The sequence below is a fragment of the Methanothrix sp. genome (assembly GCF_016706325.1).
GTDB lineage: Archaea > Halobacteriota > Methanosarcinia > Methanotrichales > Methanotrichaceae > Methanothrix.
This window is the reverse complement of the sequence record NZ_JADJJX010000002.1, coordinates 280,650-302,725: the sequence shown is the minus strand read 5'-3', so window position 1 is coordinate 302,725 and position 22,076 is coordinate 280,650. Positions and strand designations below refer to the sequence as shown.

The window sequence follows — 22,076 nt, the reverse complement described above, 5'->3', positions numbered from 1 at the left end:
CCGAATCCCTGAAACCCTCCGCCCTCTTGAGACACCAGTTAAAAAATTTTCTTGGATGTTTCAAGCCCTAGTATATCAGATGCGATTGATATGTATGAGCCGTCCCTGGGCCAAACATGAAATAGTTTTTAGCCTCTGAAGAATAATAATTTTAAATGAATTGGCGGCGACTATCGCTCCGTTTTCCAGACATCCGTCGGCGATTACTTCCATTGAAATCTCCAATAAATTCTTAATCTGAAGCATCTTTGAATATCTCCAATTGTAGCAACTGGATGGTGTGCCCGCGCAACACATGGGGGGATCCCGAGATGCTAGCCGTTTCCATCTCGAACTTAGCCGCTCCAAACGAAAAAAATCTTAATCTGTGGATGAACCAAGAAGAAGAATAACAGTGCTGCGATCGTAATCTTATCAATCAAATTTGATCCATTCTTAGCAGTAGTGGTAGTTGTTGTTTTGGTGCTAGTAGTCTCCCTGACTCGTGAAGTGCTATTGTCGCCAACCTTATAGCTATAGATATCCTCTTGAACCGTATTTACCCCATGTTCGCCAAAGGACAATAGGCTAATTCCAAGAACTGATATCTCTGATCCAGAAAAGGAGGTACACACCATGCTACAAACCATAACCAGCAGGGCAAAGACCAGGAAAGATCCCACAATCCTCCGAGGCCACTCGCCCTTATGCAAACTGGATCCCGATGTTCCTGGCTTGAACCACCAATCCCACCAGTTTGCACCCCCTCCCACCAACCGGTTTAGATTGGCTCTTGCAACCTCTGTCTGTGAGTCCAATCGCAGAGCATTTTTGAGGTAGCTCTCAGCTTTTTCCTTCACCCCCTTTTCATGATATACCACTGCCAAATTGTTATAGGTCTCAGGAAGCTCCTCGAATTTCAATGCAGCGATATACTCTTTTTCCGCCTCGTCCAGAAATCCCTGTTTATAATGCAAAAGCCCTAAATTGTTATGAAGTGCAGCGATGGTTATGCTCTCTTTCGTCTTTCTGCGAGGTGAAAGCCCTTTGATGTATTCTTGACACTCCTGTCTCTCACAGATGGCTAAGCCTTCGAGAAAGAGTCTCTTAGATTTTCGATACTCTCCATTGTCCATCTCGATCCGGCCCAAGTTATTAAGAGCGGAGGCCTTCATCAGCTCATAGAAGATGCGTTTTGATTTATCATAGGGGTCATGCGCATTTGTATCAAATATGCTGATTGCCTCATTCAACCACTCTTTAGCACTTACAAGCCTCCCGGCCTTGATTTCAGCCAGGCCGAGATAAAAATGGGAAAACCACTGTTATCTCCTTGATTGACAGATGCTTTAAACTTCTCTATCGCCTCTTCGGGCTTGTTCCATTTGTAGTATAGCCAGCCAAGATCGTTTCTGAATATATTCTTCTTATCCTTAGATATATCATAAGCTTTCAAGAGGTATTTCTCTGCCATTTCACAGTCTGCCTTTCCCAGATAAGCCATCCCTAGATCATGATAGACCCAAGCTAAATGACCTCTCTCCTCCTCTTCCTTATCAAAACCTTCAAGGACATTCTTTAGCCAGATTGCGAAACTTCTTTTTTTAGTTGCCTCTTTTATCTTAACAATCATTGACAGTTCAGAGATTGCCTTATCAAAGTTCTCCATCTCTAAATAGAGCATTCCAAGGTATCTGCGGGCATTGAGGTATCCTTCTCCAGCCTCTTCCTTTTTTACAATAGACTTTAGAGTATTTTCAGCTTCGTATAATTCGCCACTATTTATTTCATTAAAATACTTGCGGTAGTTATTAATGATCTCCTTACCCATTTTATTATCCATATTAATCATGACTATTGCCGTTTTTCCTATTTGAATGTTTCGATTATGCGCAACCCCAAGACTTTTTTAGTCGAAGGACATCGAAAAGCAATTCTCAATGATCTCTGAGATCTTTTCTCCTGGCCTCCAGTTTATAGAATTCAGTCACGATCGGCCTCAGTAGCTAAATGCTTTTCAATGGAAAGAGACCCTCCTTCCCCTTCCCTTGCATAAAACGGCCGGTCGTGGCCAGGTATGACCATATCCGCAATGGCTATGATCTTATCCATACTGGCCACAGCCAGGAGGCGGTCGTAGTGCAATGCCGGAGGGTCCTCTTTGAAGTTGCCCAATGTGGGCAGGGCGTCTCCTGCTATCACCACCCTCTGGGTGGCCAGCTCCGCTTCATCCCCTTCGGGAGATGGCTGGCAGCATGATGGATGGCAGCATCGACCACTATGGATATGCTATCCGGGCTGTGGCCAGGGGTGGCCAGGGCTCTAACCCCGGGGGCGATCTCCTCCCCATCATTGGGAGATATCTTCAAAGCCCGGGGAAACAGCCAGTTGTTGGCGCAGTGGTCGGGATGAGAATGAGTGTTCACAATTATATCGATATCCGAACCATCCAGCCCCAGCTCAGCCAGGGCCTTCAGTATCTCTTCCCCATCCCCCTCCTGACCGGTGTCCACTATGATCCTTCCCCTCTCGCTCTCAATCAGAGTCACTGAGGAGCGGGCATCCAGGATATTGCCCGCCTGGTCCCTTAGGATCGATCCCGTCTTGAGAAGATAGACCCTCGGCTGAATCTTATCGGATCTCATACCACCTGCACTCAAATCATCCCGGCCCGGGCCCGCCTTGCCGGCGCTCGCTCAAGCCAGGTAGAGCTTCCTCAATTTATCGTTGAGCCTTTCCACCTGCTGGACTGCAGTGCCGATATACTGATGGGGTCGAACAGAGAGCTGATCTCCTCGGGCTTCAGGCATCCCTGACCGACTCGTTCTCCAGCAGGACATCCTTCAGGTCCTTTCTCTCCTCAAAGGCTATCATGCTGCTCTGACGCATGATCTCATGAGCCTGCTGCCGGCCCACCCCCCTCCGAGCCAGCTCCACCATCACATTCTCAGCCATGTTCAGGCCGCGCAGAAGCATCAGGTTGCGCTCGATATTATCCGGCCTGAGATGCATACTGGCCAGGGTACGAGCAGCCAGGGTGAGAATGTGATCGGTGAAGATGAAGGCCTCCGGGAAGACCACCCTCTCGCAGCTGCTGTTGGTCAGGTCGCGCTCGTCCCAGGGGATGTTCTCGAAGGCGGGGATGAGCTGCGCCCGCACCACCCTTGCCAGGCCGCAGATCTGCTCAGACTTGATTGGATTTCTCTTGTGAGGCATGGTCGAGGAGCCCACCTGCTTTTTGCCAAAGCCCTCCTCCACCTCAGCGATCTCCGTTCTCTGCAGGGTCCTCATCTCTATGAAGATCTTATCCAGGTGGAGGCAACAAGAGCCATCCAGCAGATCATTTCTGCATGCCGGTCCTCTGCACAACCTGATTGGATACATCCACCTCCGAAAAAGATCCAGGTGACGCATAACCCTCTCCTGAATATCCATGCCGAACTGGCCGTAGGCGGCCTGGGTTCCTGCACCCGGACATTTGCCCACAGCCGCCCGGGGTCGCAGCTCCCCTAGCCTCTGGATATGGCGCCCCACCTCTGAGGCCCAGATAGCAAACCTCAGTCCATAGGTGGTGGGCACGGCAATCTGGCCATGCGTCCGGCCGGCGCAGACCAGATCCTTGTTTTTCATGGCCAGGTCAAGAAGGAGGAGAGCAGCTCTTTCAGCTTCTCCTCCAGGATATCCAGGGAGGCCTTGATCTGCAGGCCGGTAGCAGTATCCAGGATATCGTGGAGGTCGCCCCAGGTGGATCCACTCTCCAAAGCTGGGCTGTTCTCGGCTAAAAGCGAGAACCGTGGCCATCATATCATGGCCGATCTCATCCTCGATCTCCTTTGCCCTCTGGGGAGGGGTGATCTCCGCTGCCCGGGCGATCTCAGCTGCCGCTCCCTGAGGAATCATTCCCAGCTCCTCTTCTGCTCGGGCCAGGGCGGCCTCCACCCGGAAGAGACAGCGCAGCCTGAAATCCTCTTCCCAGATGGCCTTCATCTCCTCTGTGCCATATCTGAACTCCATGGGGTGAATAGACATGGCAGGAAGGATGACGGAGGAGATTGATGGAGCTTTTGGTCTGGGTGAGGCCAGGCAATGGATCACTCTCCCTTCACATCTTTATCTTTTCATCCTCCAAGAGGCCAGGAATAGGGCGAGACCTGCGGCCAGCGCCCCTGAAGCAGGGGCTCTTCTTCTCGCTCTCAATGGGCCGGGCAGCAGGCTCTGGTGCATTCTCGCCGGCCTCTCCAGGTTCCTCTGCTTTTTCAGGTTCCTCAGCCTCTTTTAGTTCTTCAGCTCCCCTCAGGGCTGCCTGATCCCCTCTCACAGTCTCGCCGGCATAACTGCCATCTTCTCCCATTATATTGACGTAGCCGGTCATCTTTCCGGAAGGGGCGCCGGCGGCGACTACATCCGCTACAAAGGAATAGTTGCCGGGGGCGAGATCTCCCGCCATCACAATGCAGTCATATTCAGTCACCCCCTGAGGAAAGACGTTCTGGATCTTCTTGGGGCAGATGATGGTCAGCCCTTCGGAGACATTCCTGAAGACCAGCTCCACATAGGCCCTTTCGCTGCCCAATCCCTTGACCGATACAGTGAAGTTGGACTGGCTATCTGCCAGCATATCCACTGGTGTGATATCGATCACTTTAAACCAGTACGATGCATTTGCCTGGCCTGCGAAAGATAGAAAGATGGCCAGAAGAAGAAGGAAATGATTGGCTCTCATAGCTTTTTAATGGTCGGGATGATTATAAAGCTGTTTTGGGAAGCGCATTGCATCTGCAAATCAGCCCTTATAGCCCAGCATTCTGGCCTTTTGCATGACCTCATCTGCCTCAAAGTGCGATTCTCAGGTAGAGGATATTGGCTTTGTTGACATAAGCCTGCATCCGGTCGGGATCGATCATTATGGCCTGATCAAAACATCTGATTGCCTCTTCCAGATCGGCGAATCCTTTAACCAGAGCGATCCCTTTATTGTTCCAGGGATCAAGATAGTCTGGATCGATCTCTATAGCCCTCTCGAAGGCATCTAATGCATCGGTGTAATTCCCCAGCCTGTAAAGGGCCAGACCCAGATGATTCCAGCATGATGCACAGTCTGGATCGATCTGAGCTGCTCTGTTGAAGGCTGCAGCCGACTCGCTGTCATTGCCTATTTTTTTATAAATCAGGCCTTTGCTGCTCCAGTATCTGGCATTCCCTCCATCGATCTCGATTGCTTTATCAATCATGATCAGGGATGCACTGTAATTATTCAGACCCTGATAGGCCAGGGCTTTTCCTGCCCAGGCTTCAGATTCATTTGATGCTGCCTGAATGGCGCCGTCATAGGCAGCTATTGATTCATCGAATCTTCCCTCCACGGAGTATATCTCCCCCCTGCCCATCCAGGGCTCTGGCATGCCCCGGGTCCAGCTCTATCACCCGGTCAAAAGGCCCCGAGGGCCTCCCCCAATCTCCCGACATTGAGGAGTATCAGGCCCGTATTGTACCAGGCCTCCTCGTTCTCCGGCTCAATCTCAATTGTTCTATTCAATGCCTCTAAAGCCTCGTCATTTCGTCCCAGCTCCGTCAACACCAGTGCTTTTGCATACCAGGGCCCAGGAAGATCCCAATCCAGCTCAGTGGCCTTCTCCAGGGCGATGGCGGACTCGTTGTAGCGGCCGAGGTTTGCCAGGGCGAGGCCTTTGTTGTACCAGGGCAGAGCGCCTGCAGGTTGCAGATCAGTGGCCTTTTCGAAAGCCTCAATGGAGGCATTGAACATCATCATCCGGTTGAGAAGAAGGCCTTTGAGGTACCAGGCCTCGGCCAATGATGGCTCCAATTCTATTGATCGATCATAAGCCCCCAGCCCCTCGGCATACATGCCCAGGCCGGTCAATGCCTGGCCCGTTCTCATCCAGGTGGTGGCATTCCCACTATCCAGATGAATCGACCGATTGAAGGACTCCAAGGCAGCGTAATATGAGCCATTTCTCAGCAACTCCTCTCCCAGCCGGCTCCAATGTTCGGCAGTCTGCTCTTCATGTTTTTCACTGGCAGAGCCAGGGATCGAAGCCATTATCGCCACAGCGATCGATATGATACAGACGAGACCGGATTTAATAGGCATCCCCCACTGTCAGCTGATTGATCTGAACGGGAGATGAGCAATTCGGAGGATTGCAGTTCCATGCCCATTCCATTCCCTTTCGATCATCTCTCATTCCTATTCCAGGGCAATATCTTCGAGGCGGAGATATATAAGACATGGTGTTGGGGCGTTCTGCATCGGCCTGCGAGTCAATTTAAGGGGTTTTCTCATTCACTTATTCGCTCAATCACTTATTCTCCCGGTCACTTATTCGTTCATTCACTTACTCAATCATTTATTTTCGCTCATTCATTTATTGTCATCCGATTGCTTTTCCCACCACATCTTCACCCGGGTCGATGAGCCATGCAACACAAAAGCCCCCTCCTCCCATTTCATTGCCCTTTCGAGGTAATCCCGCAGCACAGCCTTCTGCTCTTCGGTCTCTGCCCGGGCCTGGGGTGCCAATTCAATAACTGCCTCCTCCAGGGTATGATAACGCTGATCATGCCTCATCTGGAAGGTGATGATATTGGGATAGATGCCCATCTGATAGAGCACATTGTAGAGCACATCGCTCATCGGGCCGGAGATATAATCCCGGCCGTGCAGCCTGGGCCATAGCTCCTTCCACTGCCGGCTCCAGGAGGTCTCCCCGGCGAAGTGATACAGATAAATGTATCTTGACGATGCCTGGATCATCTTCTCCACAGCATCCCGGATGTCGAACATCCCCAAAGAGAAGGAGGCTATCACCACATCATATGGAGCCTCCAGATCATGGGCCACATCCACCTCCTCCCAGCGCTTCTGGACGATGGCGATGTTCTCGACAGAGTGCTCGGACATCTTCTCTCTCATTACTGTGCACATTCCATCTGCCGGCTCTGCAGTTACGTGGGCTGCCTTTTTGGCGAAGGGTATGGCCAGGGTGCCGGGGCCGGCACCGATATCCAGAATGCGAGATCTATCTGTCATCTCTGTCTCCCAGATGGTTCTCTCAATCCGGCTCTGCTCCCTTTGGCACATATTCCAGAATTTAAGAGCGCTATCCCGGCTGTTCCAGATGCAGGCGCAATCCCTGCCTGGGCTTGATTCTCTGCTCTGCTTCATCTGGCTCTTCCAGATCTCATTCCAGTCGATATCCTTCTCCGGGTTGATCATAATACCAGCATCCTCTGCTCATCCAGGCCGTAGCACGAAATGGTGAATTAGGCCTCATCTGGCCGGCACTATTGGGCTTTAGGGAATTATAGCCAGCGCTCGGGGCCAATACGCCAATCAGGGCGAGAAGGATGGTATCGATGAAAAAGAGATGGCATCGATGAGGGCGAAGCGATCACTGATGCAGATCAGCGTCAGCCTTCCTGATAGATCGGCTTTTCCGGGACCAGGTAGATGGTCCAGAAGACCAGAAGGGTGATCGCCGCCTTGACGAAGATATTGGTCCAGACCATCTGCATCAGCCCCTCTGCTCCCACAATCCCTGTGAAGGCGATTACTGGAAAGAGGAGGCTATCCAAGGGTATGGAGACGGCATTGGAGGCGAAGACCCGCGTCCATTGGGGCCAGCCTCTCCGCTTTCCTTGGGTCCAGATGCGATAGACTCTGGTATCGATCAGCTCAGCTAGGAGGGCAGTGAGGATGGAGGCCAGGACGATTCTCATCTGCAGTGAAAATAGGGACTGCCACCCCTGGCCTGAGGGGTCCAGAATCCCGAAGAGAAAGGCCCAGGCTGCCTGTCCGCCGCTGCTTGCCCAATCGGTCTGGGCGGGCAGGAGGACCACGAGCTGAAAATACATAGCTGCAATTAGATTGAAGCCTGCCGCCAGCCAGATGGTGGTGAGGGCTGCCCTCTCCCCCAGTTGCTTGTGGATCAGGTCCCGCCAGGTGAAGGTGAGAGAGTAGATGAACCCGGCATCCATCACCAGGCTGCCGAAGTATGTGACCTTGGTGGCAGCGATGTTGCCGGCCAGGGAGAAGAAGAGGTAAAAGCCGCAGAGGATTATGGTAGCCTGAGTCTTATCGATCCTCCACCACCCTCCAGCAAGCCCGGATCCATTCCGTTCCAGAATCTCTCCCGCTAAATCCCTTTCAGCCATTTCTCAGCCATTTCTCGATCATTTCTCGATCATTTCTCAACCATTTCTCGATCATTTCTCGATCATTTCTCAACCATTTCTCAACCATTTCTCAACCATTTATTTTTGAGTTCCATGAAGCTGCCAGCTCTTATGCTCTCCCTTATGCTCTCCATGAGGCGGAGCATGAAATGGAGGTTATGCAATGTTGCCAGGCGGAAGTAGGAGAGCTCTGCTGATACGTACAGATGGCGGAGATAGGCTCGGGAATGCCTGCGGCAGGTGGGGCAAGAGCAGGCAGGATCTATGGGCAGATCATCCTCCTTGAACCGGGCGGACTTGATGTTCAGGCGGAACTTGTTCTGCCGCGATCCCCCGGACTGGGGGGAGAGAAGGAGGCTCCCCCGGCGGGCGATCCTGGTGGGGGATACGCAGTCGAAGGTATCTATTCCCCTGGCCACACACTCGAAGATGTCATCTATCTCCCCAATCCCCAGGAGGTGCCGGGGTCGATCGTCCAGCCTGGGGACCGTCCAGTCGAGGACCTGATGCATATCCTGCTTGCTGTTGCCCAGAGATCCACCTATGGCTATGCCGTCAAAGGGCTGGGAGATGACAAAGTCGGTGCTAATGCGCCTCAGCTCCTCAAACCATCCCCCCTGAATTATGCCATATATGGCCTGGCTCCGGTCATGGTGATGGATGGACTCCACTGCCCATTCATGCGTCCTGTACATCGCTCTTCTGGTATAGTCGTAGTCAGAGAGAGGAGAGGTGCACTCATCAAAGGCCATGATTATATCTGAACCCAGATTGGACTGGATCTGCATCGACTTTTTCCCATCCAGGAAATGCCAGCTCCCATCGGCTGGTGACTTGAAGGATATTCCCTTTTCAGTGATCAGGGTCAGATTCTCCCTCCTGGCATTCTCCTGCTCCTTGCCCTCTGATCTTGTGGTTCCGACCCCGCCCCTCTCCCCAGCTCCTGTATAGCTTTCACCGTGATTTGATCTGGGAATCTCGCCCTCCAGAGGATCCATCCTGCTTTCTCCTTCGCCATCTATGGCCGGAGAGCCTCTCTTCTGAGGAGTGGGGTCCAGCTCCTGGGGAAATATATTGCCTATCTTGGCGATGTTATGCTCCCTGCCAAAGCCCAAAGAGAAGGCCTGAAAGCCGCCCGAGTCGGTGAAGAGCGGCCCGGAGAATCCCATGAACCGGTGCAGCCCCCCCAGCCGGCGGATCAGCTCATCCCCGGGCTTCAGATGAAGATGATAGGTATTGGCCAGGGCGCAGGAGACTCCCAATGAGGCCAGATCATCTGAGCCCAGGGCGCGCACGCTGGCCAGGGTGGCCACAGGAACCAGATAGGGGGTGGGGATATCACCCCGCCGGGTTCTTATCAGACCTGCTCGGGCGCTGCTTTCTCGATCCCGATCCAGGATCTCAAAGGAAAATCCGTTCATCCCGGTCTGCATCCCTCTGACATATCATTAATGTATTCGTCAGGCTTAATTATCAGTATGAATTATGATGGGGAGGTGTTATACATGTCAAAGAGTCGAACGGTTGCATTCCTGCTTCTGTGCATATCTCTTCTCTCTATCGGTGCACTGGCAGAGGATGAGAGCTATAGTGTGAATATCTCTGTGAACAAGTTCCTGGGAAGCTACCTGGTAAATGAGACGGGGTTTTCCCTATACTACTATCTGAACGATAGCAATGTCCATGGAATGAGCGCCTGTGATGATGAGTGTGCGAAGATGTGGCCGCCCTTCTATGTCGAGAACCTGAGCCTGCCTGAGAGCCTCAATCCATACCACTTCTCTGTCATCGAGCGAGCCGATGGCTCAAAGCAGACCACCTTTAAAAACTGGCCGCTCTACCTCTATTCCAAGGATAGCTCGCCCGGCGATGTCCGGGGCAACGGCCTGGAAGACGATCGGTGGCATGTGGTCGTTCCAGCCGATCAGCCTGGGCTGATCTAGATACCGGGAAAAAAAGAATCAAGATCCAGATGTTGATTTGAGGCTGAAAAGATGCCTCATATCATCTCTGTATCAGGGAAACATCTGAAAGCCTCGGGGAAACCTGAAGCCCCTCTTGCCCAGCTCTTCATCCGCCGCCTTGAGGGCAGCGGGATCGCTCCCGGCGGCCAGCACCCTCTTCAGGACATCATCTGAGGACTCCTCCTCCTCCACCTGCTCGTCCACATACCACTGCAGGAAGCCTCTGGTCGCAGCATCCGATTCGCTCTCTGCCACTGCAACCAGCTCATGAATCATCCTGGTCACCGCCCGCTCATGATCCCAGACATGCTGAAATGCCTGCTGGGGCGACTCCCAGCTCTGCTGAGGTGCCTCCACCGCCAGCATCTTCGCCCTGCCCCCCGAGGCGGCAATGTAGTCAAGGAGCTTCATGGTATGAACCAGCTCCTCTCCTGCCTGAACCCTCATCCAGCCGGCGAACCCCTCAAATCCGGTGGACCGGAAGTAGTAGGACATGGAAAGGTACAGGTACGAGGAGTACAGCTCCCGGTTTGCCTGCACATTCAGGGCCTCATTCATCCTCTCGCTGAGCATGATTTGATCCTCCAAGCTCAAAGCAGCCCAAGCTGCAGTCTCACTCTCCCGCCCTCACTCCACCTTATTGAACATTTCCTTCCCAACGCCGCATTCCGGGCAGGTCCAGTCATCGGGCAGATCCTCAAATGAGGTGCCTGGAGCTATGCCAGAGGTCGGGTCTCCCTTCTCCGGGTCGTAGATATATCCGCAGACAGTGCATACGTATTTATCCATATCTTCCTCACCATTCCTCTCTTTTCCGCCTCTAGCTAGATGAAACTTTCCAGCTTGGAGCTGATCTTATCCTCTCTTGCCATGAGCGGCCCCGTCCCGCTGAAGGCCTGATCGAACCGAGGTGCATCAACCTGATAGAACTTGCCCAGGGGTATCGGAGAGTTTAGATCATTGTAGTTCCAACTTCTTGCAATCTTTTTGGCCTCCGCCAGGCTGGTGATATCATTTCCCTCCACAGTGTAGGTTCTTTTATTGTAGCTCTCATACATATTGAAGTAAGAGACGCAGACCTGCAAGACATCCACAAGGGAGAAGCCCTTATGCATTATTGCCTCTTTGAAGAGGCTTTGGAGCTGATCGATCCCGTGGGAGTAGCCCCGGGCAACGAAGGTGGCCCCGGCAGAGAGCATCAGATCCAGGGGGTTAACGGGCTGCTCGATAGATCCGGCTGGAGTGGACTTGCCCTTGAATCCAGGCGGTGAGGTGGGGGTATACTGGCCGGTGGTCAGGCCGTAGACCCGGTTGTCATGCAGGATCAGGGTTATATCGATGTTCCTCTTGGCAGCAAAGATCAGATGGCCTATGCCCTCTGCCAGGCTATCTCCATCTCCAGAGAAGCAGATCACATTCAGATCGGGGTTGGCAAGCTTCATGCCCGTGGCCACGGGAATGGTCCGGCCGTGAATGGAGTAGAAGCTGTTCACATTCAGATAGTCCACGATCTTGCCGTGGCAGCCGATGCCCGATACCAGCACTGTATTCTCTATGGGATAGCCCTCCTCATCCATGCCGGCCAGAACTGCCTTTATGGCATTCAGAATGGAGAAGTTCCCACAGCCCGGACACCAGGTATTGCGGGCGGCAGTGGATAGATCCTGGGGCTTCATGCTCCCCTCCTCTCCAGCTCGAGCTCAAGATCCTTCGGGGAGAAGGGGCGGCCATCATACTTCAGGATAAGATCGTCTGCATCGATGCCATGCTGGCGGCATAAAGCCGCCATCTGGCCGGTGCAGTTGCACTCCACAGCAATCAGCCTCTCCACGCCCTGAAGGACCTCTCTCATTCTCTTCTCAGGGAACGGCCAGAGAACCAGCATCTGAACTGCCCTCAGTCCCCTTCTCTCTGCCACCTCTTTGCATACCCCCTTGTTCGAGCCCCAGAACAATAGGCATGTCTTCCCCTCCTCCTTCCCGAAGAGCGCTACCGTCTCGTACCCCTGCAGCTCCGCTGCCAAAGAGAGGGCCTTAAGCCTTCTCTTCTCGCTCATCTCTCTGGTTATCTGCGCCTCCTCAGTGGTGATGCCTGCAGCATCATGGCCGTAGCTGTCCACCTTTATCACCTGCCCCCTCTGAGGGGGATAGGCCAGGGGGGAGACCCCATTACCGGAGTGGCGGTAGCGATGGTAGATCCCCTGCCCATCCCAGAGCAGTGGCGCTGCGGGAGGCTCAGCCTTTGCGACAAGGTCTGAGGGGAGGCTGTACAGGCTCTCGCTGACGATCTTGTCCGAGAGGATGAAGGCGGGAACCTGATACCTCCAGGCCAGGTTCAGGGCGGCGGCAGACCAGAGGTAGGCGTCCTCGGCATCGCCGGGAGCCACCACCAGCCTGGGAAACTCCCCCTGACCGGCATTGATAACGAAATTCAGGTCGCCTTGAGCAGTATAGGTGGGAAGGCCGGTGGAGGGGCCAGTCCGCTGGACCATGACGATGACCAGGGGGATCTCAGCCATCCCTGCCAGGCTGAGGGCCTCGGTCATGAGACAGAATCCTCCTCCCGAGGTTCCCACTGCTGATCGCCGCCCGGCATAGGCGAATCCCTCTGCCATGAGGATCACAGCGATCTCGCTCTCCGGATGAAGCACCTTCAGGCCGAACTCCTCTGCCCAGTGGGCCATACTGTCTAAGATGGATGAGGAGGGGGTCATGGGATAGGCCACATAGGCCTCAAGGCCCGCCCGGATCAGGCCCAGGCTGATGGCCTGATTGCCGGAGGCGATGGGCTCCGGACTGCCCGCCAGCTTATCGATCCTGCAGAACTCGCTGGCAGCATCATATCCCCTCCGGGCGACCTTCAGGTTCAGCTCCGTCCTCTTTGGGATATGCTTTCTCAAGACCTCTTCCATGACCGGCCAGCCTATGCCCGTGGACCGGCAGAAGGACCCCAGAATGCAGCTATTCTTCATCACCGGCAGAGCTTGCTCCTCCTTCAGGATCTCTGTTACGGGAATGGCGCAACTCCTCTCTCCCGGAACCTTATCTTTGACCTTATCGGCATCGTAAATGATGATCGAATCCTCCTTGAGGCGGCTGGCATGTCTATCCAGGGTATCCTGATTGAGGGCAATGAGCAGGTCCACCTCATCCCTGCAGGCCCCAGTCCTCTCTGACGAGGCCCGGACTATTGAGAAGTTATGCCCGCCCCTGATCAGCGAGGGATAGTCATAGTACATGAAGATGCGATAGCCTTGGCGGCTCATGAGCCGGGCGGCTGTCTGCCCGGCCTCGTTTATGCCATCACCGGCGATGCCGCCGATGAGAACTGAAAACTCTTCCATCTGATCCTCCCTATTTCCCTCATCTATCACATCTGTAATTGTCTTTGATCATATAAAGCCCTCGCATCGGTCGTGAGCCTCTAATGGGTTTGAGTTTTGTAATATGGAAAAGTCAAGAGTTCCTGCAAGCTCCAGACATGATCGATTAAGCCAGCTTGCTTGCGGGACTATTGAACTTCGTTATGCCCATCTCATTTCTATATTTTAGAGCACGATGCTTTCGGCAGTAGTTGAAGTGCGCGAAATATAGGGTCATTTGGTTATTCAATTCTGCAGTCTCCTTAGAGAAACCTATGGTTTTCCTTGATATGCGGTTATTATCTTGTCTGCATGTCAGGTTTTGCCGTTCAATGTAGCTGGTAGATATCATTTTGTGGTCTATATCTTTGCCAAATATGATTCTCTTTGACCACTTTTTTTAGTCTACCGTTGACCCTCATTTTAATGACTTGAGCATATTGTAATAGTTCATCTACGATTAATTTAGGACTTCGAGGTCGCCCTCGCTTGCCTGTTGGTGCGAACGGCTGTAGTTTTCCATATTGCTTTCGAAGAGCTGCTGCATATAGTCTTAATCCATCTGTCACAAAGAGCGGCATTGATCTGAGTCTTTTGGCAGTATTTGAAACGAGCTGATCTGCATTTTCCTGAGATCGCTCACCGATAACATGTGAAAGCACCAACCTGCAATTTGCAGCCATGCTTATCCAGATCCAAGTTCCTTTATCTTCGTATTCACCTTCTCTGGGTAGTGTTTTTCCCCACAAAAGTCCATGCCTCGTCCATCTCTACCTTTGGGGTCTCTACATCCTTCAAGACAACTTCATTGACTTTTTCACTATGCTTTGCTGCTTTCGAGATCCAAGTGCTTACAGTAGATGGTTTTGACTCAAGGATCTCAGCTATTCCTAAGACACTCATTCCACGCATGGCCATTTTTAGAGCCAGCTTGATCTTTTCTTCGTTTGTTCTTGTGTCATAGAATGCAGTGTTAGTTCTATCACAGAATCTGGTACCACATGTGTGGCAAATATATTTCCTGACCTTGCCGGAGCTTATCTTGTAAGTTCCGTACACAGTGACGTTTCCTTTCCCAGCAATTCCAAATAGATTGCACTGCTCATTCGGGCATGCTACATCCAAGAATCGAGGCTTTGGACCTCTTTTGCCCATTTTGCTACACCCCATGTAGCATATAGGAATAGGTTATATAAATAACAGCCGATTGTAGATTCACGACCGAAATATGAAGCCTGACAAAAAAAATATGAATCCAGGATCTCAGATCGCCTGGATCTCCTCTTTGGTGGCGATCTTGATCTTCTTATCATCCAGAACCTTGCGGGCCTTGGCGATATCGTCCACCCGCAGGATGAGCATGGCCCTCTGCGCCTTTGCCGTGACGAAGGCATAGGCATAATCCACATTCACATCGTTCTCTCCCAGGGTATTGACGATCTCATAAAGCCCACCGGGCTGATCCTTCATCTCCACTGCCAGGACATCGGTCATGGAGACCGTAAAGGCGTTCTCCTTCAGGACCTTATATCCCTTCTCGGCATCATCCAGGACCATGCGGATGACACCGAAATCGCCCGCCTCGGCGATGGTTAGGGCGCGGATGTTCACCCCGGCATCCGATAGCGTCTTGGCAACCTTGGCCGTCCGTCCCGGCCGGTTCTCCACAAAGAGCGAAATCTGCTTTATCTCTGACATCTCCAGTAACCTCCCAAACCTTATCCTAAACTATCATGACCTCTATTCCAAATGAATCAGAATGTATCCTAAACCTTTCTGTTGTCAGTCACTCTCTTGGCCTTGCCCATGGAGCGGGGGATGGTTCCGGGCTCGACCAGCTCCACCTCTGCCGCTATGTTCAGCACCCCTTTCAGCTCCTTGGAGACCTTATTCTCCAGCCTCATCAGGTCGCCGATCTTATCGGAGAAGCCGGACTCAGTCAGCTCCACTCGCACAGTCATCATATCCAAAGGTCCCTTGCGGTCGACGACTATCTCCCAGTGATCCCCCACCTCGGGAATACTCATCAGCACCGACTCCACCTGGCTGGGGAAGACATTGATGCCCCTGATGATGAGCATATCATCCGTCCGGCCCATGATCTTCATGATCCGCGGGTGGGTGCGGCCGCACTCACAGGCCTCCCAGCTTATTGCAGAGAGGTCACCAATTCTATAACGGATGAGGGGTAGGGCGAACTTGTGCAATGTGGTGAACACCAGCTCCCCCCTCTCTCCCTCGGCCACTGGCTCGCCGGTGTTCGGATCCACCACCTCAGTCAGGAACATATCTCCCCAGACGTGAATACCATTCTTCGCCTGGCACTCAGTGAATAAAGGTCCGGAGATCTCGCTCGTCCCGTAGATGTCATAGGCATCAATCCCCGTATTGCTCTCGATCCTCTCCCTGGTCTCTATGGACCACGGCTCCGCCCCGAATATGCCCACCCTGAGACGGGTATCATTCTTGATGGAGACGCCCATCCTCTCCGCCACCTCCATCATGTGCAGGAAGTAAGATGGGGTGCAGGCAATAGCGGTGGTGCCCAGATCCTGCATCAGCTCGATCTGGCGTTCAGTGTTGCCGGTGCCCACGGGCAGGACGGCAGCACCAATGCGCTCTGCACCATAATGCAGCCCCAGGCCGCCGGTGAAAAGGCCGTAGCCGTATCCCACCTGAACCACATCATCACGGGAAAGGCCCAGGGAGGTCAGGGCTCTGGCCAGGGACTCCGACCAGGTCTCGATATCGCCCCTGGTGTAGCCGACCACTGTGGGCTTGCCTGTGGTGCCGCTGGATACATGGTAGCGCACCAACTGGTTCTTAGGGGCGCTGAACATGCCTGTGGGATAGTTGTCCCGTAGATCTGCCTTCCTGGTGAAGGGCAGCTTGGTCACATCTGCCAGGCTCTTGATATCCTCTGGCATGATGTTGGCCTCCTTGAACCTCTGCCGGTAGAAAGCGGAGTGGTCATAGACGTAGCGCACTACGGACTTGAGCCTGTCCTCCTGGAGGGAATGAAGGTTCTCCAGGGGCATGCGCTCAATATGAGGGTCCCAGTAACCAGACATTGATGATCAACCTGATTGGATGAGGGCAAGGGCGGATAAAAAGGAATCGATGATCTCCTCTCATGACCAGGCGAATTTTGCGATTGCCGGGCTGCATCTCTCCTGGCAATCGGAAACAGTTGAGCGATCAACTGGACGGGGGCTGAAGACCGATATTGGAAATGGCTTCAGTCTCAAAGGCCCCTGGCCTGAGAATCATTCTGATCTCATCCCCCTGTATACGGCTGCAGTGGCGCCCATGAAGCATAAGCCTCCGGCGATCATCATCACATCACTGATGCTGCTCGCGAGGATCAGGGGCGAGGCCTCGGATATGCTTCCATAGTAGCCTGACTGGGCCATCTGCATTGAGACCAAAAGGCCGGATAGGGAGACTCCCAGGGCCATTCCCAGGTTTCTGATGGTAGCGGTGAAGCTGGAGGCGATGTTGATCTTGGAGATGGGCAGGGCCCTCATCAGCTCGGTGTTGTTGGGGCTTTGGAAGAATGCCCCGCCCAATCCCATGAAGACAAAGCAGGTCAAAAGCAGCCGGATATCGGTCGTCATACTGGAGGCCAGGTATCCGAGCATGATCATGGCAAGGGACATGATCGACATTCCCAGGGCGGCCAGGTATCTGAACTGATGCCTGTCGTATACGATCCCGGCCAGGGGCGCTCCGAAGACGGTGATCGCGGGGATGATGAGATAGATCAGTCCCACCTGGGAGGCTGTGTAGCCTCTCACCCCTTCAAAGTAGAACGGCCCGAGAACTGAGACCATCAGGTTGGCCACAAAATAGAGCATCAGACTGATGCTGGGCAGGACAAACATGGGATACCGGAAGATGGAGAGGTCCAGCAGGGGAGCCTTCTCCCTGGACTCGTTGATGATGAATCCGATCAGGGAAAGGACAAAGATCAGGGCCAAGAGGAGCATGGCCGGGGTCGGGGCAAGGCCATATGAGAGCTGGCCGAGAAATGCCATCAGAGAGACGATAAGGGTGATCAGGGTCAGGGCCCCTATCCAGTCCGCCTCCAGCCCTATCAACCTCTTCTCCTCGATCTTCAGATACTTGGCTGATAGGAGCATCTGAGCGATTCCTATGGGCACATTGATGAGAAATATGTAGCTCCAGCCCAGTAGGTCGACGATGAATCCTCCCAGAGTCGGCCCCAGGATGCTGCCTATTGCCACTGTCGATCCGATGTAGCCCATGGCCCGGCCCTGCTCGCTCTTGGGGAAGGCGAGGAAAATTATGGCTGCGCTGATGGAGAACATCATCGCCCCTCCTGTGGCCTGGAAGATCCGGCATAAGACCAGCATCTCCAGGCTGGTGGAGATGCCGCAGGCCAGAGAGCTGGCGGTGAAGATGGCGATTCCAAGGGAGAAGAGCCGCGCCTTTCCCATGCGCTCTGCCATCTTTCCGAATATCAATAGCAGGCTTGTGATCGTCACCAGATAGCCGGTCATGATCATCTGCGACTGGGCGATGCTCACATGGAAGTACTGGGTGATGGTGGGCAGGGCGATGCTGACCACAGAGCCATCGAGAACGGACATAAAGACGCCCGTCAAGACCAAGAGCAAGACGAAGTAGCGATCCTTGCTGCTTGATTCATTCTCTTTATCCTGATGTTCATCCATCAAATCCGCAGAGCCCGATCCCATACAGAATGGCCTTGCATCAAGGGCTTAAATCACCTTTCCCATCAAGCCCCGAATGGATGGGATGTTTGATGGGAATGGGGAGGATTCCGTAAAGTTGATAGCCTGCAATCTCCCATTCAGGAGAACAGATGTATGAAAAGGTAGATAGAATCACCCGCCTGAAGTATGCTGCCATATCCATTCTGCTCTTCATCCTCGGCCTGTTGATCATGATGACATTCTTTCTCATGTTCACCATTGTCTTTGCCCTGGCGGTATGGGCATGGTCAGGCATATTCATGCACCTGGCCATCAAGGGCCGGTCCTATAGCGATTTTTGCCGGTCCATTGGATTGAGGTAGTGGATCGAAGAGTCCTTCAATGGCGCAGTATCGCCCCCACGCTGCCAATAGTACGAAGGAACACATACTCCTCCACATACTCCTCCACATACTCCTCCGCATACTCCGCCTCTGCTCCCGTCCTCTGGGCCTGCTCATAAAGCTCCTCTAAGGCATCAGCCTGAGAGCTGTAAGTGCCGGCCGCTCTCGCAGATCCTGCTGGGAAGCGCATAGCCGGAGATAATGAGCAGAGTGTTGACCCTGATCTGAGCCAGAGCATCTTCACCGGATCGGTGCCGCGGGCGAAGGGCTGGGGGGGGAGCTGGCCTTTGAGCACACCGGCCTTCATCTCGACTCAAAGGAGCCAAAATAGTGCATTTCTTCGGAAGCGCAACCAAAAGGTTTTTTGTGGGTGAGGTAGTTGGGGCATTTGAGGGAGACTGATTTGCCGGCACCCAAAGAGATCGTCCAGCTTGTGGAGAGGTTCCAGAATAATCGAGATGCCTACAAATCAGGGCACTACAATGAGACCCAGGTGCGAAGGGAGTTTGTCGATCCTTTCTTCAAGGCCCTGGGCTGGGATATCGATAACGAGCAGGGATTTGCCGAGGCCTACAAGGATGTGATCCACGAGGACGCCATCAAGGTGGGCGGCACCACCAGGGCTCCGGATTACTCTTTTCGCATCGGCGGCCAGCGCAAGTTCTTTTTGGAGACCAAGAAGCCCTCGGTGGACATAAAAGAGGACATCTACCCCGCCTTCCAGCTGCGGCGCTATGCCTGGACGGCAAAGCTGCCCCTGTCCATTCTCACTGACTTCGAGGAGTTCTCGGTCTACGACTGCACCATAAAGCCGGATAAAAGGGATAAGCCCTCCAAAGGGCGGATACTCTATCTGACCTACGAAGACTACCTGGAGCAGTGGGACGAGATCGAGGCCATATTCTCCAAGAACGCCATCCTCAAGGGCTCTTTTGACAGGTATGCTCAAGATAAAAGGGGAAAGAGAGGAACCGCCCAGGTGGACTCTGCCTTCCTGGAGGAGATCGCCGGCTGGAGGGAGGTCCTGGCCAGGAATATCGCCCTGCGAAATCCGGAGCTTGACACCAAAGACCTCAACTATGTCGTCCAGGCGACTGTCAACCGCATCATCTTCCTGCGGATCTGTGAGGACCGGGGAATTGAGAAGTTGATGAAGATGGAGGACCTCCTCTCAGGGGAGAGGGTCTACCCCAGGCTCTGTGAGCTGTTCAGGCGGGCGGACGAGCGCTATAATTCAAGCATCTTCCATTTCGAGAAGGAGGAGGGTAGGGAGAATCCGGATACCCTCAGCCTGCGGCTGAATATCGATGACAAACCTTTAAAAGACATTATCCGGCGGCTCTACTATCCGGACAGCCCTTATGAGTTCTCTGTCCTGCCGGCGGAGATCTTAGGCCAGGTCTATGAACAGTTTTTAGGAAAGGTCATTCGCCTCACCGACGGCCACCGGGCGGTGGTGGAGGACAAGCCCGAGGTGAAAAAAGCGGGCGGGGTCAAGTACACCCCGTCCTATATCGTGGACTATATTGTGAAAAACACACTGGGCCCGGCCCTGGAGGATAAGACGCCCTCCGATGCGTCGAAGATCAGCGTCCTTGATCCGGCCTGCGGCTCGGGCTCCTTTCTGATTGTGGCCTACCAGCATCTTCTGGACTGGCATAGAGAGTGGTACGGGCAGAAGCTTGTGCCGTTGCTGCAGAGCGGATTTCGGCCCTCGTCCGTCCAGATAAGGCATATGCTGCCGGGAAATGAGGGGGCGAGTAAGGGCAGGAAGAAGGAGAAGGGGCCGGAGCTGCCCATCTTTCAGGGCCGGGGCGGGGAGTGGAGGCTGACCACCGCCGAGAAGAAGAGGATTCTCCTGAACAACATCTATGGAGTGGACATCGACCGCCAGGCGGTGGAGGTGACCAAGCTCTCGCTTCTCCTGAAGGTGCTGGAGGGGGAGAATGAGGAGACGATCTCCAAGCAGCTCACCCTCTTTTCGGAGAGGGCGCTGCCGGATTTGAGCAGGAATATCAAGTGCGGCAATTCATTGATCGGCTGGGACATCCTGGAGGACAATCCGAATCTGGGGCAGAAGGAGATCGAGAGGATCAATCCCTTTGACTGGAGAGCGGAGTATCCGGAGGTATTCTCCAGGGGCGGATTTGATGTGGTGATAGGCAATCCGCCTTATGTCCGGCAGGAGAGTTTAGGAGAGTTCAAAGGCTATTTCCAGAAGCATTTCCAGGTCTATCAGGGGACGGCAGACCTGTATGCATACTTCATGGAGCGTGGCGTCTCTCTCCTTTTGGAAGGGGGCATCTTCTCTTACATCGTGGCCAACAAGTGGATGAGAGCGAACTACGGCCTGCCCTTGAGGAGATGGCTAAAAGAGCAGTGCATTGAGGAGATAATCGATTTTGGAGATCTGCCCGTATTCCTTGGGGCGACCACCTATCCATGCATAATACGCATTGTCAGGAGGCCACCTCAGGCGAGCTTCCAGGCAACGCAGGTCAAGACATTGGGATTCAATGATTTGGGCGAATACGTCAATGAGAACAGCTACAAAGTTAATCAATTGACTCTTGATGATTCCGGCTGGTCGCTGGCAGATGAAGCCACACAGGCCCTGCTGGACAAGCTGAAGGGTAAGGGCGTGCCCCTGGGCGAGTATGTTGGGGGAAAGATCTACTATGGCATCAAGACTGGCCTCAATGAAGCCTTTGTAATCGATGCCCAAACACGAGAGCGACTGATAGCGGAAGATCCGAAGAGCGCTGAGCTGATCAAGCCCTTCCTGGCAGGCAGGGATATCAAGAGATACCGACAACCAATCGGTGATAAGTATCTGATTTTCACCAGGCACGGAATAAGCATTGATGATTATCCGGCAATCAAGAAATACCTGAGTCAATTCAAGCAGAGGCTCCAGCCAAGGCCAAAAGACTGGAAGGGCGGAGCATGGAGTGGAAGAAAACCAGGAGCATATAAGTGGTACGAAATTCAGGATACGATTAACTACTACGAAGAGTTTGAAAAGCCAAAAATTATAGTTCCTGCCATTGTGAGAACGGCATCTTATGCCTATGATCGATTGGGAATTTACTCAAACGATAAGACTTCGATCATTCCCACAGATGATCTTTATCTATTGGGTATATTAAGTTCAAAAGTGGCGGATATCATTATCCATTCAATCTCCTCCACTAAACAGGGAGGCTACTTTGAGTACAAGCCGATGTATGTTTCGCAAATACCCATCCGCACCATCGATTTTTCAGACCCCGCCGATGTCGCCCGCCACGATTCGCTAGTCTCCCTGGTGGAGCGAATGCTCGCCCTTCACAAGCAGCTCCAGGAGGCCCGCACCCCCCATGACGAGATCGCCCTCCAGCGGCAGATCGAGGCCACCGACAGGCAGATAGATGCTCTGGTCTATGAGCTTTATGGGCTGACGGAGGAGGAGATCAGGATTGTGGAAGGGGTACAATCTCAAGCCAGATGAGAT

Annotated in this window: 22 protein-coding genes and 1 pseudogene; 3 read left to right on the top strand and 20 right to left on the bottom strand. The window is 53.2% G+C overall.

The features are described from left to right. Positions 1-335: 335 nt before the first annotated feature. From IPI63_RS11140 to tgt, 11 genes are all read right to left on the bottom strand, one after another. Positions 336-1,232 carry a tetratricopeptide repeat protein gene (locus IPI63_RS11140; protein WP_292478455.1) on the bottom strand — a complete coding sequence of 299 codons (897 nt, stop codon included), beginning with the start codon at positions 1,230-1,232 and terminating at the stop codon, positions 336-338. A 14-nt stretch (positions 1,233-1,246) separates the two neighbouring features. After that, positions 1,247-1,822, bottom strand: coding sequence for a lipopolysaccharide assembly protein LapB (locus tag IPI63_RS11135; protein WP_292478453.1), 576 nt, complete (start codon positions 1,820-1,822; stop codon positions 1,247-1,249). 140 nt (positions 1,823-1,962) lie between these two features. Continuing rightward, on the bottom strand, positions 1,963-2,184 hold the full coding sequence (locus tag IPI63_RS11130) for a hypothetical protein (RefSeq protein WP_292478452.1): 222 nt from the start codon (positions 2,182-2,184) through the stop codon (positions 1,963-1,965). After that, positions 2,178-2,624, bottom strand: a complete 447-nt coding sequence (locus tag IPI63_RS11125; RefSeq protein ID WP_292478450.1) for an MBL fold metallo-hydrolase — start codon at positions 2,622-2,624, stop codon at positions 2,178-2,180. The genes IPI63_RS11130 and IPI63_RS11125 overlap by 7 nt, the downstream gene beginning before the upstream one ends. Positions 2,625-2,781: 157 nt before the next feature. Continuing rightward, positions 2,782-4,008 carry a lyase family protein gene (locus IPI63_RS11120; RefSeq protein ID WP_292478448.1) on the bottom strand — a complete coding sequence of 409 codons (1,227 nt, stop codon included), beginning with the start codon at positions 4,006-4,008 and terminating at the stop codon, positions 2,782-2,784. A 73-nt stretch (positions 4,009-4,081) separates the two neighbouring features. Beyond that, positions 4,082-4,702, bottom strand: coding sequence for a hypothetical protein (locus tag IPI63_RS11115; RefSeq protein WP_292478446.1), 621 nt, complete (start codon positions 4,700-4,702; stop codon positions 4,082-4,084). A gap of 109 nt (positions 4,703-4,811) precedes the next feature. Continuing rightward, positions 4,812-5,381 (bottom strand): tetratricopeptide repeat protein, encoded by a 570-nt coding sequence (locus IPI63_RS11110; RefSeq protein WP_292478444.1) that lies wholly within the window; start codon positions 5,379-5,381, stop codon positions 4,812-4,814. Between the two features lie 26 nt (positions 5,382-5,407). Further along, entirely contained in the window at positions 5,408-6,040 is a 633-nt protein-coding gene (locus IPI63_RS11105; protein ID WP_292478442.1) for a tetratricopeptide repeat protein, read from the bottom strand. Positions 6,041-6,361: 321 nt separating this feature from the next. Beyond that, positions 6,362-7,216: a bifunctional 2-polyprenyl-6-hydroxyphenol methylase/3-demethylubiquinol 3-O-methyltransferase UbiG gene (locus tag IPI63_RS11100; protein WP_292478440.1), complete on the bottom strand. Its 855-nt coding sequence runs from the start codon at positions 7,214-7,216 to the stop codon at positions 6,362-6,364. Positions 7,217-7,410: 194 nt separating this feature from the next. Continuing rightward, positions 7,411-8,154 (bottom strand): VUT family protein, encoded by a 744-nt coding sequence (locus tag IPI63_RS11095; protein WP_292478438.1) that lies wholly within the window; start codon positions 8,152-8,154, stop codon positions 7,411-7,413. Between the two features lie 80 nt (positions 8,155-8,234). Beyond that, complete coding sequence (tgt, locus tag IPI63_RS11090) at positions 8,235-9,596, bottom strand: tRNA guanosine(34) transglycosylase Tgt (RefSeq protein WP_214080495.1); 1,362 nt, start codon at positions 9,594-9,596, stop codon at positions 8,235-8,237. An 84-nt stretch (positions 9,597-9,680) separates the two neighbouring features. Here tgt and IPI63_RS11085 point away from each other — a divergent pair, with 84 nt between their 5' ends. Beyond that, the gene (locus IPI63_RS11085; RefSeq protein ID WP_214065685.1) at positions 9,681-10,118 is read left to right on the top strand and encodes a hypothetical protein; all 438 of its coding nucleotides are present in this window, start codon (positions 9,681-9,683) and stop codon (positions 10,116-10,118) included. A gap of 72 nt (positions 10,119-10,190) precedes the next feature. Here the strand turns inward: IPI63_RS11085 and IPI63_RS11080 are convergent, their stop codons facing one another. The 8 genes and pseudogenes from IPI63_RS11080 to IPI63_RS11045 form a co-directional block, all read right to left on the bottom strand. Continuing rightward, positions 10,191-10,712, bottom strand: coding sequence for a ferritin (locus IPI63_RS11080; RefSeq protein WP_214065684.1), 522 nt, complete (start codon positions 10,710-10,712; stop codon positions 10,191-10,193). 54 nt (positions 10,713-10,766) lie between these two features. Then, complete coding sequence (gene rd, locus IPI63_RS11075) at positions 10,767-10,928, bottom strand: rubredoxin (RefSeq protein ID WP_292478435.1); 162 nt, start codon at positions 10,926-10,928, stop codon at positions 10,767-10,769. A gap of 35 nt (positions 10,929-10,963) precedes the next feature. Continuing rightward, a complete protein-coding gene (locus tag IPI63_RS11070; protein WP_214080494.1) occupies positions 10,964-11,815 on the bottom strand; it encodes a thiamine pyrophosphate-dependent enzyme in 852 nt (283 codons plus the stop codon). Further along, complete coding sequence (locus IPI63_RS11065; RefSeq protein WP_292478433.1) at positions 11,812-13,482, bottom strand: 2-oxoacid:acceptor oxidoreductase subunit alpha; 1,671 nt, start codon at positions 13,480-13,482, stop codon at positions 11,812-11,814. Before IPI63_RS11065 ends, IPI63_RS11070 begins: the two co-directional genes overlap by 4 nt. Positions 13,483-13,562: 80 nt before the next feature. After that, a pseudogene (locus IPI63_RS11060) lies at positions 13,563-14,655 on the bottom strand (IS1 family transposase). 108 nt (positions 14,656-14,763) lie between these two features. Then, positions 14,764-15,198, bottom strand: coding sequence for an ACT domain-containing protein (locus IPI63_RS11055; protein WP_214065697.1), 435 nt, complete (start codon positions 15,196-15,198; stop codon positions 14,764-14,766). Positions 15,199-15,266: 68 nt separating this feature from the next. Then, positions 15,267-16,571, bottom strand: a complete 1,305-nt coding sequence (locus IPI63_RS11050) for a phenylacetate--CoA ligase family protein (RefSeq protein ID WP_214065696.1) — start codon at positions 16,569-16,571, stop codon at positions 15,267-15,269. Between the two features lie 195 nt (positions 16,572-16,766). Continuing rightward, the gene (locus IPI63_RS11045) at positions 16,767-18,197 is read right to left on the bottom strand and encodes an MFS transporter (RefSeq protein ID WP_292478431.1); all 1,431 of its coding nucleotides are present in this window, start codon (positions 18,195-18,197) and stop codon (positions 16,767-16,769) included. A 152-nt stretch (positions 18,198-18,349) separates the two neighbouring features. Between IPI63_RS11045 and IPI63_RS11040 the strand changes: the two genes are divergently transcribed. Then, positions 18,350-18,562 carry a hypothetical protein gene (locus IPI63_RS11040; RefSeq protein ID WP_292478430.1) on the top strand — a complete coding sequence of 71 codons (213 nt, stop codon included), beginning with the start codon at positions 18,350-18,352 and terminating at the stop codon, positions 18,560-18,562. A gap of 16 nt (positions 18,563-18,578) precedes the next feature. Here the strand turns inward: IPI63_RS11040 and IPI63_RS11035 are convergent, their stop codons facing one another. Then, a complete protein-coding gene (locus tag IPI63_RS11035; protein WP_292478429.1) occupies positions 18,579-18,890 on the bottom strand; it encodes a hypothetical protein in 312 nt (103 codons plus the stop codon). Between the two features lie 96 nt (positions 18,891-18,986). On the opposite strand from IPI63_RS11035, the gene IPI63_RS11030 reads away from it, so the two are divergent. Then, positions 18,987-22,073 carry an Eco57I restriction-modification methylase domain-containing protein gene (locus IPI63_RS11030; protein ID WP_292478427.1) on the top strand — a complete coding sequence of 1,029 codons (3,087 nt, stop codon included), beginning with the start codon at positions 18,987-18,989 and terminating at the stop codon, positions 22,071-22,073. Positions 22,074-22,076 lie beyond the last annotated feature (3 nt).

What these genes read in the sequence shown, in the direction of transcription:
- IPI63_RS11085 (WP_214065685.1), top strand. Translation starts at nt 9,681, where the DNA reads ATGTCAAAGAGTCGAACGGTTGCATTCCTGCTTCTGTGCATATCTCTT.
- tgt (WP_214080495.1), bottom strand. Translation starts at nt 9,596, where the DNA reads ATGAACGGATTTTCCTTTGAGATCCTGGATCGGGATCGAGAAAGCAGC.
- IPI63_RS11125 (WP_292478450.1), bottom strand. Translation starts at nt 2,624, where the DNA reads ATGAGATCCGATAAGATTCAGCCGAGGGTCTATCTTCTCAAGACGGGA.
- IPI63_RS11035 (WP_292478429.1), bottom strand. Translation starts at nt 18,890, where the DNA reads ATGAAGGCCGGTGTGCTCAAAGGCCAGCTCCCCCCCCAGCCCTTCGCC.
- IPI63_RS11055 (WP_214065697.1), bottom strand. Translation starts at nt 15,198, where the DNA reads ATGTCAGAGATAAAGCAGATTTCGCTCTTTGTGGAGAACCGGCCGGGA.
- IPI63_RS11135 (WP_292478453.1), bottom strand. Translation starts at nt 1,822, where the DNA reads ATGGATAATAAAATGGGTAAGGAGATCATTAATAACTACCGCAAGTAT.
- IPI63_RS11045 (WP_292478431.1), bottom strand. Translation starts at nt 18,197, where the DNA reads ATGGATGAACATCAGGATAAAGAGAATGAATCAAGCAGCAAGGATCGC.
- IPI63_RS11115 (WP_292478446.1), bottom strand. Translation starts at nt 4,702, where the DNA reads ATGAGAGCCAATCATTTCCTTCTTCTTCTGGCCATCTTTCTATCTTTC.
- IPI63_RS11040 (WP_292478430.1), top strand. Translation starts at nt 18,350, where the DNA reads ATGTATGAAAAGGTAGATAGAATCACCCGCCTGAAGTATGCTGCCATA.
- IPI63_RS11110 (WP_292478444.1), bottom strand. Translation starts at nt 5,381, where the DNA reads ATGCCAGAGCCCTGGATGGGCAGGGGGGAGATATACTCCGTGGAGGGA.
- IPI63_RS11105 (WP_292478442.1), bottom strand. Translation starts at nt 6,040, where the DNA reads ATGGCTTCGATCCCTGGCTCTGCCAGTGAAAAACATGAAGAGCAGACT.
- IPI63_RS11095 (WP_292478438.1), bottom strand. Translation starts at nt 8,154, where the DNA reads ATGGCTGAAAGGGATTTAGCGGGAGAGATTCTGGAACGGAATGGATCC.
- IPI63_RS11100 (WP_292478440.1), bottom strand. Translation starts at nt 7,216, where the DNA reads ATGATCAACCCGGAGAAGGATATCGACTGGAATGAGATCTGGAAGAGC.
- IPI63_RS11070 (WP_214080494.1), bottom strand. Translation starts at nt 11,815, where the DNA reads ATGAAGCCCCAGGATCTATCCACTGCCGCCCGCAATACCTGGTGTCCG.
- IPI63_RS11080 (WP_214065684.1), bottom strand. Translation starts at nt 10,712, where the DNA reads ATGCTCAGCGAGAGGATGAATGAGGCCCTGAATGTGCAGGCAAACCGG.
- rd (WP_292478435.1), bottom strand. Translation starts at nt 10,928, where the DNA reads ATGGATAAATACGTATGCACTGTCTGCGGATATATCTACGACCCGGAG.
- IPI63_RS11120 (WP_292478448.1), bottom strand. Translation starts at nt 4,008, where the DNA reads ATGTCTATTCACCCCATGGAGTTCAGATATGGCACAGAGGAGATGAAG.
- IPI63_RS11065 (WP_292478433.1), bottom strand. Translation starts at nt 13,482, where the DNA reads ATGGAAGAGTTTTCAGTTCTCATCGGCGGCATCGCCGGTGATGGCATA.
- IPI63_RS11050 (WP_214065696.1), bottom strand. Translation starts at nt 16,571, where the DNA reads ATGTCTGGTTACTGGGACCCTCATATTGAGCGCATGCCCCTGGAGAAC.